The organism is Vibrio zhanjiangensis (assembly GCF_030161235.1).
Taxonomy (GTDB): Bacteria; Pseudomonadota; Gammaproteobacteria; order Enterobacterales; family Vibrionaceae; genus Vibrio; species Vibrio zhanjiangensis.
Genome location: NZ_BSPW01000022.1, coordinates 41982 through 53059, shown reverse-complemented (window position 1 = coordinate 53059; position 11078 = coordinate 41982). Strand labels below are relative to the sequence as shown.

Annotated in this window: 4 protein-coding genes and 1 pseudogene; 4 read left to right on the top strand and 1 reads right to left on the bottom strand. The window is 40.5% G+C overall.

What is annotated here, in order from left to right; translation table 11 throughout:
• Window positions 1-62: 62 nt before the first annotated feature.
• Window positions 63-389 (bottom strand): annotated as a pseudogene (locus tag QQK21_RS06600) (hypothetical protein); the annotation flags it as partial.
• A 442-nt stretch (window positions 390-831) separates the two neighbouring features.
• Between QQK21_RS06600 and QQK21_RS06595 the strand changes: the two are divergent.
• The 4 genes from QQK21_RS06595 (at window position 832) to QQK21_RS06580 (ending at window position 10706) form a co-directional block, all read left to right on the top strand.
• Window positions 832-2157: a sphingomyelin phosphodiesterase gene (locus QQK21_RS06595; RefSeq protein WP_284191411.1), complete on the top strand. Its 1326-nt coding sequence runs from the start codon at window positions 832-834 to the stop codon at window positions 2155-2157.
• The gene (locus tag QQK21_RS06590) at window positions 2157-3095 is read left to right on the top strand and encodes a chromosome segregation ATPase (RefSeq protein ID WP_284191410.1); all 939 of its coding nucleotides are present in this window, start codon (window positions 2157-2159) and stop codon (window positions 3093-3095) included. Before QQK21_RS06595 ends, QQK21_RS06590 begins: the two co-directional genes overlap by 1 nt.
• A gap of 383 nt (window positions 3096-3478) precedes the next feature.
• Entirely contained in the window at window positions 3479-4675 is a 1197-nt protein-coding gene (locus tag QQK21_RS06585; protein ID WP_284191409.1) for a DUF3103 domain-containing protein, read from the top strand.
• Between the two features lie 547 nt (window positions 4676-5222).
• Window positions 5223-10706, top strand: coding sequence for a hypothetical protein (locus QQK21_RS06580; protein ID WP_284191408.1), 5484 nt, complete (start codon window positions 5223-5225; stop codon window positions 10704-10706).
• The last annotated feature ends 372 nt before the right edge of the window (window positions 10707-11078 follow it).

Here is an 11078-nt window from a genome sequence, read left to right as displayed (position 1 = left end):
AACGGCAGGATCAAGTGATCGGAATAAACCGAAACGAGCGATCGCAATCACCGAAATACGCATGTGTTGTGTTTGAAATCACGTAAAGATTGCCAACCCACAAAGGCAATTAAAGAAGCAACACCAGCAATAATGTAGAAAAAGTAAGTAACAGTTACGTTTGCGTAGTTGAGAGACTTATCTGCGACTTCAAGCTCTCTATCGGTAATTTCTACTATCATTCGTCGCTCTAAATCCTGTTGCTCTGTGCGCAGTGCTTTGAGTTCATTGAGAATATAGCGCTCCATCAATGGCCTATCTAACAGATCTGATTGTGAATATTTTTCTTCTGATGCCAAAGAAGGGAGAGAAAGAAATGTGGAGAAGAGTAGACAGATCATTAAGCGCATATCACATCCTTTGCGTTGAGAATTAGAGGCAACTATTAACACCTTAGCAAATTAACATGTGGTTTAGCAAAATGTTGTCAAAACTACCTTTATTATTATCACTTAACCTATTGTTTTAGATTGATTTATTGCAATTTAATGCGTTTGAATTTTGAGCTATTAGAAGGTTGAATGTTTGAATTTATCAGTGCATTAAATGAATGAGATTTTGCAGCCCTTGTAATATTTGATATTAACTCATTTATTGATATTAATGATGATTTCATTTTGGTCTATTAATGTTTTAAACAGGCTCAAGTTTTGAAATTTTTATGCAGTAAAAAGCGCCTTATTATCACGTTTTTAATTTATTGTGTGAATTATTTATCTTAATTTATTTATAACAAATATGAAACATAATTGGTTTAAATTTTAACCAGACATCAAAATAAAGGAAGATAACATGAGTCTTAAGCTGTGGAAGATTTTGCTCGTTTCGCTTGTCGCCATACCTGCAATGGCGGACACAGATGTATACCTGACCAATAACTCAGACCAAGCCTTTACCATACAAGTAAGCCATGATGGAACCGATACGCTTGAGTATGGAAAAGAGTGGCAGCAACATGTAGAGACCATTGGTCCATGGGAAACGAAGGCGGTATTGAGCTTTAATCGTTGGGAAGGGGTGAAATCAGGTCAAACATATCGTTTCAATACCGTGGTCTCTAACCAACTTGGAGAACGTGTTGAACTTAACCAAGTTATGACTGGACGCTGGTATAATTCCACCATTGAGTACGGATTATCTTCTGCAGATGTCGCGCTATCTCTTCATGACGATCGTGAAGTTCACCGTTTTGATACCAGCGCATTTGGTGAGCGCCGTGCGGAGTTAAGCTTTAAATCGGCGAAAACTGCACGTTATGACGACCTTTACTATACGATTACTCCAGCCAAAGTGGGTGAGGTCGTTGAACCCGATGAGAACATTCTCAAGGTCATGACATACAACATATGGGCCCTTCCTGTTATGGCTTCTCATATTGGTGAGCGTTACGATATTATTCCTCAGCATGTAAAAGGCTATGATGTTCTGGCGTTGCAGGAAGTGTTTGCGACAGGCCGTGATGGATTTTTGCGAGAGCTGGCGAAAGAATATCCATACCAAACTAAGATGTTGGACAAACCGGGTGCAAATATACACGATGGAGGGGTGGTTATTGTCAGTCGTTACCCGATTGTTAGACAAGCGCAATACGTCTTTCCTGATTGCGCAGGCACGGATTGCTTTGCTGATAAAGGTGTGAACTATGCTGAAGTCATTAAAGGGGGTAAAGCATACCATGTGTTTGCCACACACACGGCTTCTTCTGATACGGATAAAGCGAGAGAATATCGACAGCGCCAATTTAAGCAAATCCGAGCTTTAGCAAGCTCACTGAATATTCCGATCAATGAAGCGGTAATCTACAGTGGCGACTTCAATGTAAACAAGCGGAAATTCCCTGTTGATTATCAACGTATGATGGCAAACCTAAGCGTATTAGAGCCAGACTATTCAGGATACACAGACTCGACATTTGACCCTCGCATTAACGATTTTTCTGGTAAGGCTCTATCCGGTGGAGAGCATGTGGAATATCTTGATTATGTCATGGTCAGCGATGAATATGCGGTGAAATCACACAACGCCAACCGTGTTGATGTGCCTCGTTCTACAGATGAAAGGCTTTGGAAGCATTACAACTTATCCGATCATTTTCCAGTTAGCGCAGTGATAAAGTGATGAACTATCGCCATCTCCTATTTGTGCTCGCGCTGTTTGCGAGCATCCTCCTTTGGCCAGAAGATGACACTCAGGCCGAGTCGGCAGGTAAAGCCGATCTGCAAGAGTTCAGGCAAAGTTCAAACCGTCGGGATACACATTCAGCAAATGCATTGGTTGAAGATATTATCCCCCAGACATCCGAGACAACGGAAGCCTTGTTTGCAGCTCGATTAACCAAAAGCCATGGACGACAACTGGTCTCTGTTTTGGAACAGTTTTGGCGTGGTTGTTTGAGTCAGGGAGATTGCACGTCTCAATTGGCTAGTATGAAACCGAGTATTTCTGACTTTCACTATCAGTTGCTAGTGCACTATCCTGCTCTTACTGAAGATTGGCAGCGAGTTTGGGGAAATGCAGAGCTAAGTGAGCGGTTGTTACTGCCTGATAAAGTGGCTGAGTTTAAGCAACTCGCGGTTATGGTTTGGGGAGAGTTTACAAATGCCATTTTTGCGGATGAATTTGCCTTATATGAGTTCAGTATTGAGCAGCTTAGCCTAGCGGAAGTGGCTGCAGAAAACTTTGTCGATAATTACCACGCTTTATTAGCAAAATGGCAAACTCAAGAGCAGTTACTGTCATTGACAAATCAACGTTTAAAGTACGAAAAGGGTGTCAATCTCATCCCCAACACATACACGTCTGAACAAAAGCAAGCGGTAAAACAGCAACTAGCTAAAAGATATCTCACCGATGCAGAGTGGGCCGTGATTGTTGCCCGAGATGAACAGGTAGCAAGACAAACTGACAAAGTTAATCAATACCGAACCAAACTCTCGGCCCTACACGAATCTCTGGACAACCAGAAGCAGCGAACAAACCTGTCAGACCGTGAATGGCAAACCTATGTTGAGCAGAAAATCAGTCAATTTCGCAAAGAGTATTTCCAACATCAATAGATTAAAATGAATTAACTCTGGTGTTTGCTAAATGCAGCCATACTCTATCGCCATTGTAAAGATAGAGTATTTACTCTTCATTATTCACACTCATTACCCTCACTGTAAAGCGTGTAATAACGGCTTTACAGCTTGGCGTGTATATTGGTTAACTATCTAATTTTATTGATATTATTGCTCCTTGCATAATGATTGAATTATTTATTATGAAATTCCAAGCTCGCTGAGGCTGAAATTTAAACAAATTGTTCGAAAAGTGATCTTTATCTGAAAAATGGAACAAAAAAGCATCAATTTTATTCCACTTATTGATTCAGCTGATAGGTTGGGAGGGGTAGGGCAAAGCTCTATTAGGGATAAAAATTCAAATAAGGATCATTTTTATGAGACCAAACCTGCCTATCAGCTTGGTGCTTGCGACAACTATGGTTGGCCTTCCGTTAAACGCACAAACTGTAAACACAACAGATGCTCAATCAATCTCTGATGAGATTGCACAACAGAAGCAAGCGCTTGCTTTACAACTTAGCGCTCGTTACTTTGATTTAGAAAAATCAATCAAATCGCAAATTACAGAGAAACATCTCGCGACAGCTTTGGATTCTGTAGACACTCTCCAGCCACACTCTGCATTCAAACAGCAGATGCAGCAGGCCGATTATCAATATCGTCAAACGAAAGGCATTACACAATATACAGATTCCGTCATGGAGTTAAGAATTGCCGATGCGTCAATGGTTAAGAATTGGAAGGAAGGACAAAGCCCGTTATTTGCATTTGAACCATCAGGGGATGACTCAAATTGGCAATATGTCGAGGCCTATGATGTTTACGGGCAAGTGCATCAATTAGATGTTTACCAAATGCCTGATGTCCCTGTCCTTGTTGTTGACAGCAATAGCGCAAAAGAGCTTCAAGCTGGATTAAAAGCCATGCAGGCAGAAATGAAGCGTTTGGGCCAAGACTCGAACTTGATCACCAATGGTAATGTTGATAAACAAGTTTTGAAAGCCAAATCGAGTATTCAGCGTTCAGCACAGGTGAGTGATGTTGAGCCACTTAACACAACGCAATTAACCAAAATTCGTCTCAATGATGATGAAGAGCCATGGATTTCAGGTAAAGCAGAAGTATACGCCATCATTACTGGTGTTGACCCAAGCCGAGTTGAACCAGAAATTGACCTCGTTGATATGCCTTACTTAGATTACGACGGTAAAGATTACTACCCAAGACAAACCATGATTTTCTGGCCACGGTATCGTTGGGGCGCTGTCGATATGATTCTGATGGAACAAGACGATGGAACGGACTACAAAGAGCTGGCAAAAATCTTAGTCAAAGCAGCGGAAGATATTTTGAAAATGATTCCAGATCCAGAAATTCAAGGTTATGCCATCATAGCTCAAATCACCAATAGAATACTCGATGTGATTCCAGATGGTGTGCTAACTAACGACGACGATTATCTCGACTCATATTACACCATTATGCAAAATACCCCTTATGTCGAGCGTCCAGGAGCGGGAGGCAATGTTGTGGCAACCTTCAAACCAGTGACAATCTCTCCCACCGAATAATCTTTTTTTAATGATGAGTTTAAAAGCAGCATACATTTAATAGTGTATGCTGCTTTTTATTCCAACTACTATCGCCAGTGGTGTCTTAAGCAATAAATGCATCAAGAGTATTGCCTGTCGAATATTGGTTTAGAACAAAATCGAAAAAGCCATATAAATATCAAATGTAGCGTGATGAAATGATGATTCATTATTATTTTAGATGCCATTGCATTGATTGATTCAAAATTTGAATCAAAAAGGGACTCTATGTTTTTGTCCATACTTATATTTTATTTTCTTTGTAATAAACATTGATATTATATATTAAATACTGTTACCTGTGTCTTATTAATAAAATATTTTTTTCCGAATAGTGAGATTAAAATTTGTATAAATAGTTAATTTGACTGTCGTATGTTGTTTTTTTAAATGGATATGTTTCATTTTGACGGTTATTTATAAGAATTATTATGGTTTTTAAATGGGTGGCTAGACGTTTTGATCTGTTGTTATTGAATTATCTGCAAATATAATTTTTATAATTTCCCCGTAAAAAAAATTTATCATGCTGCGCTTTGGATATTTCAAAAAATTCATATTTTTCGTTTCAGTAATACTTCTTGTTGGCTCATGTGGAGGTGGCGGAGGAGGAGACTCATCACCCCGTTCGAGAGTAAAAGCAACAATTACTGGTGTAGTGTTTGATGCGCCGGTATCTAAAGCTGAGGTGACAATATATGAGTACAAAAATGGTTTAATTGGGCGTGAATTAGGTTCCGTACTGACATCTCCCAAGGGGGCGTATTCTATTGAAATCGAATCGGCTTCTATGCCTCTATATATAGAAGCTAAAGGGGGGATATATGAAGATCCTCTTTCAGGACAACATGTTGAGGCCAGTAATGGTAAGCCTATACGTGTAGCGAGTGTAACCAATTATACGGAAGGTGTTTCTCAGCAAGTGATGATAACTCCGCTCACTTATATTGTTACTGGTTTGGCTGAATATAAGATAAAGCATGGCGTTTCAGCAGAAAAGGCAATTGATGATTCTTTAGATTCGATTGGTGCTATGTATGGAGCCGAAAAACTAGACATTAACTCAGTTGCTCCTATTGATATAACAAAAGGTGGTGTATCAGGTATTGCAACTGACGGACATTTGTATGGCGCTTTGTTAACTGCATACTCCTCATTTGCTTACGATCTTTTAAGTCAGAAACCGAGTGAAGACAACGAATACACCTCTTTAAACTTATCTGATATTGGATATCGAGATGTGTCTGCAGATGGGTATCTTGATGGGAACGAGTTAGACAGAACAGGCTCACTTCCGCAGCAAATATATTTTGGCAATGAACGTATTGATGCTGACTTTTACACCAATTCTATTGCTCAGCATGTAATGATTGTCGTGACTGATCCTGAAATCAATCTAGCATCTGGATTAGATAGCGATCATTTTGATGAATTTATTGATAGCGCTGCTTTTGATCGTTATAAGAGCATGGCAAACTATCTTAACATAAGAGGTACAAGTACAAATGGAAGTGAAGGAAGCATCCCATCCAGAACGAAATTAGAAATTGATGAGACTCCCCCTAGTGTTGAGCGTGACGGTGCTTCTGTTCTCAAAGGGATAGATACAGTAGAGTTGCAAATAAGCGATGATATAGGAGTTTCTGATGCCCAAGTCGTTCTAAAGTATAAACTTGATTCAGAAGAAGAATGGAATGACGTTATCTGCTCTTCTAATGAGGATAAGGATGATACTTTATGTTGGGTTGATGATAGTGACTTTGTTGTTGGTCCGCGGGAAACTCGCCTTACAGTCAATATAAACACGACATACTTGGATCCTGAAGATGAAAGTTTATCTCCAGAAGCCTATTTGTTAGTTAACACGTCTGATGTCATGGGGAACGAAGACTCGTCCGGCACTTCGTTACCATTTACCTGGGATAATATAGCACCAATTATAGAGGTGACTTCACCACAAACAATTAATGAATCAACACCAACCTATATTTTAGAAGGATTAGTAAAAGAAGACCCTAAGTATTTAGTTAATGGTTATGTCTACGTCTCATTATCAAGTGGGGCTCCGCAGCCATATCTATGTACGCCAAAGATATTTGGCTCTAAAACATGGTGTGAGTTTAAATCTAACGGCTATTCCACGGACGCATTTGGAGATACTGCTGACTTTATTATTACAACTGAAGATGTCAATGGCAATATAGGTGAGTTAAACTTCACTCTATACAACGATAATGTAAGACCGGTATTGCAGTTGGAATACCCTAGGGCGTTCTTCAACTTTGAGAACAACCTAGGAACTGAGTTTGAGGCAGAGTATTCTGAATCTACATACAACAACCTTTCAGTTGAAACTTCAAATCAGTATCTGAAGATACTTTATGATTATGCATCAAGGGGTCTTGCGGCCGTTCACCCTGAATTAGACTTTACTGACTTTAACAAACAATCGTTAATTGATGCGTCTTTGCCTTTTGTATCAGCGACCATATTTGATCCTAGTGATGAAAATATATATGGCTCATCTGCCGATAACTTGACCTTAAAGGTTAAATATTTTTCCAAGAAACAAGGTGATGGGCCTTTCATTTATCAAACAGAGACTAGGCAGGTAGCTAGTGAGGCTGAAACAGGAAAAAATATAGGCATCCCATTTGAATCGCTTGACTATGATGCCGATGGTAAAGTGCCGCGAATGACGTATTTTATACCTTATTCAAAGGAGGTTCTTGATCTGTATTTTGGAGATAAAACCTCCGAAGATATTCAGAAGCTAGAAATTACGGTTTTAGACGCGTCAGGTAATGAAAGCTCTCCTCCACAAGAAGTATATTTTAGGTCAACATTTGATATGCCAGAGGTGACTATTATTTCACCTTTTATAAATGCTCAAGTAAGGTTAGAAGGACTGAAATCCAATGGCGCATTCAATTATATTAAATCATGCACTACGCAGCAGCTTGGCCAAGCGCATGATGTGGCGACTTGCACAATAACGTATGATTCAGCTGATTATGAATTTTTCCGAGTATTTGTTAAGAGCGATGGACTTACTCACTACTATCAGTGGAGTAAAGATGAATCGACACCCGTAACAATATCCTCAAATGACAATATTGGCGCCTATTTTTCTGCTACGGATAAAAAGACACTTTATATTACAGAGTTTTCAAGCTATCACACGGGATTGTTTGATAGTCAGTGGAATAATTTGGGTTCAGGCGAAAAAACAGTAGTGAAAGCTGAACAAATTTTAGCTGAAGTAAACAGTGCTTTGGATACACAGCCCAACTCAATGCTTGGTTTCGACCCTGTTAGTACGCCTTATGCAACCAACGAAATGCTAAGCAATACTCTCCCTCCAATCTTAAGTGATGAATACATATACCGTTTTTTGCTTGATAGCTTGACTGAGATGGCCGATGAAAACAGTGCAAGTGGAACAACATCAATTGACTATGCGAGTGCTTTTTATGGAGATCTATCCGATGATGGCAAAGCTGATGGGCAAGGAGAAAATGGTCAAATTCTCGTTGGTTATGATGAACTCAATTCTGAAACTTATAGAGATAGTTTAGCCAGTTACTATTATGACATTGCTACCGATGCTGGGGTTGAATCAAAATATGCGCTTGCTCAAGCTGATCACTTTGCCACAGCAAACCCTTCATATGGTGAGGGGACAGTATTTGAAGATAATGGTAGCAGTATAGATCAAGAACCACCACTCGTTACTGTTTCGCCAAATGAGGTACAAGGGGAGGGAGCTTTTGTAGCAACTGATTCTGGAAATGATTTTAAAATTTCAGGCCAAGTGATCTCTACACTGACCATCGAAGACACTGCAACAGTTGATGTGGAGGCCTTAGAGGTTTTCTGGATAGATGACTCAAAAAAAAAGTCATTGACGGACATTGACTTTGTAATCAAGGATGAGTCTACCGAATATCGGAAAGTTTATGAGTTTGTTATTGATTCTCAAGATCCGGCGTTTGAGGGTGTAAAGCAGTTTGATATTCGAGTTACCGCAAAAGACGGGGTTGAAAACACAGTTGGGCCTGCTGTCGTATCGACCTACTATGTGGATAATCAATCACCGCAAAAAGTGAACGTTGTAGCCTCTCCAGAATTTCCAACTCAAGGTGAGAAAGTGTCGTTCACCATCGAATTCTCAGAGCCTGTTGCGGATGTTGAAGCTGCCTTTGATGACATCGATATAGTGTTCGAAAACGCAGACGAATACCGAACCGTCTGGATAGGTGAAACATCTGAACCGATAGAACTGGAAGCAAATGAAACGTCAAAACAATTGGTTGTTAGGGATACGTATCATGACGATGTTGATAACTATAATCAGGAGTTTTTAGAAGAGATTCTTCTCACCCCAACGCTCACTATAGATGCTGTGACAGAAGATAATATTGTCAATAATGATGGCGATGATGATGTTACACAAGTTGTATTTAGTGGTATTAGCAAAGGTTTTGAAAATGGTACAATCTTGATTGTCAACATTGTATCTGATAAACGGCCAGAAGATAAATTTGGACCTATAGAAGTGTCAACAAATGGACCTGACGGAACTTGGGTTACCCCTTCTCAAAATATGACGTATTGGGAGGAATCTGATTTTACTGTTCAAGTCTTAGGTCCGAACACACCATCGGTAGGCCAAGTTATAGTAGACAAACGTTCTAAGTATGTGGATAAAATTCAGCCCGCTGTTGTTCAATCTGAGATAAAAGTGTTGCCCATTGATCCTGCATCGACTAAAGATGCACAAGAAGTTCTAATAGATGGTCGACCGGCTTTGGTCACTTTGACTTTTAATGAGCGAGTGACTCAGCCAATGGTAACACTAAACGGGCAAAGTGTTGCTTTTGACGAACAGCCGATGATGGAGGATATTTCTGCAAACTGGGTCGGCACCATAGCTGCGCTAGATTTACCTGTTAATACTGCCACCTCCTCATTCAATGTTTCCGGTTTTGAAGATACTGCTATAGTGCCTAATGAAGGTATGGTTTTTAATAAAGATGTAGCACACAAGCCTCTTATTGTAATGGATCCCATTGATGACTTGTTGGCTAGTGAGTCGACTATGTTTTCAATTTCTGGTAGCTCCAAAGGATTTCAAAATAGTGCTGAGCTGACAATTCATGTTACTACGCAAAATATCCCAAGTCAGAGCTACACAAAAACAGCAAATGTTGGAACAGATGGACTCTGGCGCAGTGGTTCTCAAGATATTTCTCAGTGGGAAAAGGGTACATTACTCGTTACGGTAAATGGTGAGAATAGTGCGAGTCAGGTTGCCGATCAAGTAAGCCAAGAAGTGCTTTTCTCTGACGATATACCTCCAACCGTGTCCAACGTGACTGCCGTGACACCGAGTGCTCCTCAGGATGGTCAGCCGGTGAGCTTGACGGTGCATTTCAGTGAGCCGGTGAAGGCGTTGGCGGGAAGCTTTGCGGGCGTATCCATGACGTTCAGTAAAACGTCACCCGATGAGGCGGCGTCAGAGTGGCAAGGCGTGACCAATGGCCCCATCACGGTCGGAGCGGGTAATGCGATAGCCGAGTTTGTGTTGAACCAATTTAAGGATGTGTCGAACAACAATGTTGAGAGCGAATATCGTCAATCGTACACGGTGATGCCGGAGATAAGTATTTCTGACGTGAGTGGTGATAACCAAGTTGAGACCACCGAGCTTGCAGATGTGTTGATCGCGGGCGGCACAACAGGGTTTGCGTCGACGGGTGAAAGCGTGACTTTACAGGTGATGCGTGGTGCAACCGAGCTCATTAACGATCGGGTAAGCGTCAACGGTGACGGCAGTTGGGGGTATCATGCGAATTTAAACGGCGAAGAGATTGGTGATCTGACGATTAAAGTGAACGGCAGTAATCGAAGTGGCGATCCCTCGAGCGTGGCCGCAGAAGAAGCCACTTTACCCTTTACAATTATTGATTTGGTTCGCTCCACGGTTAGTGAGGGAATATCTCTTTAGTCTCAATTCCTGACAAAGTGAGGTTAAAAACACCATCACCATTGAATAATTAGCAATGAATAAGGCTTGATGGACATGCTAAGTATGTCCATCAAGGCCTAATATCAATGGTTTGGAACTTTCGACAGGTAAAAGGCTGCCTGATTTTGGTATTTTTTGTTTCTAGTAGCTTTCCTGCTCTACAAGCATGAAGCTAAATGTTTTCGCATCTATGTCTCTTAGGCTTATATGCCTGTATTGGCCACCCCCACTCTTTGTGAACTTACTTCCCGTTTTAGCACTCTGTAACTATGGAAGTGTAAAACATAATCATTGTCACGGTTTTTAAATTTTTATTTTATAAACTCCACACTCGGTATTGAGATAGATAAG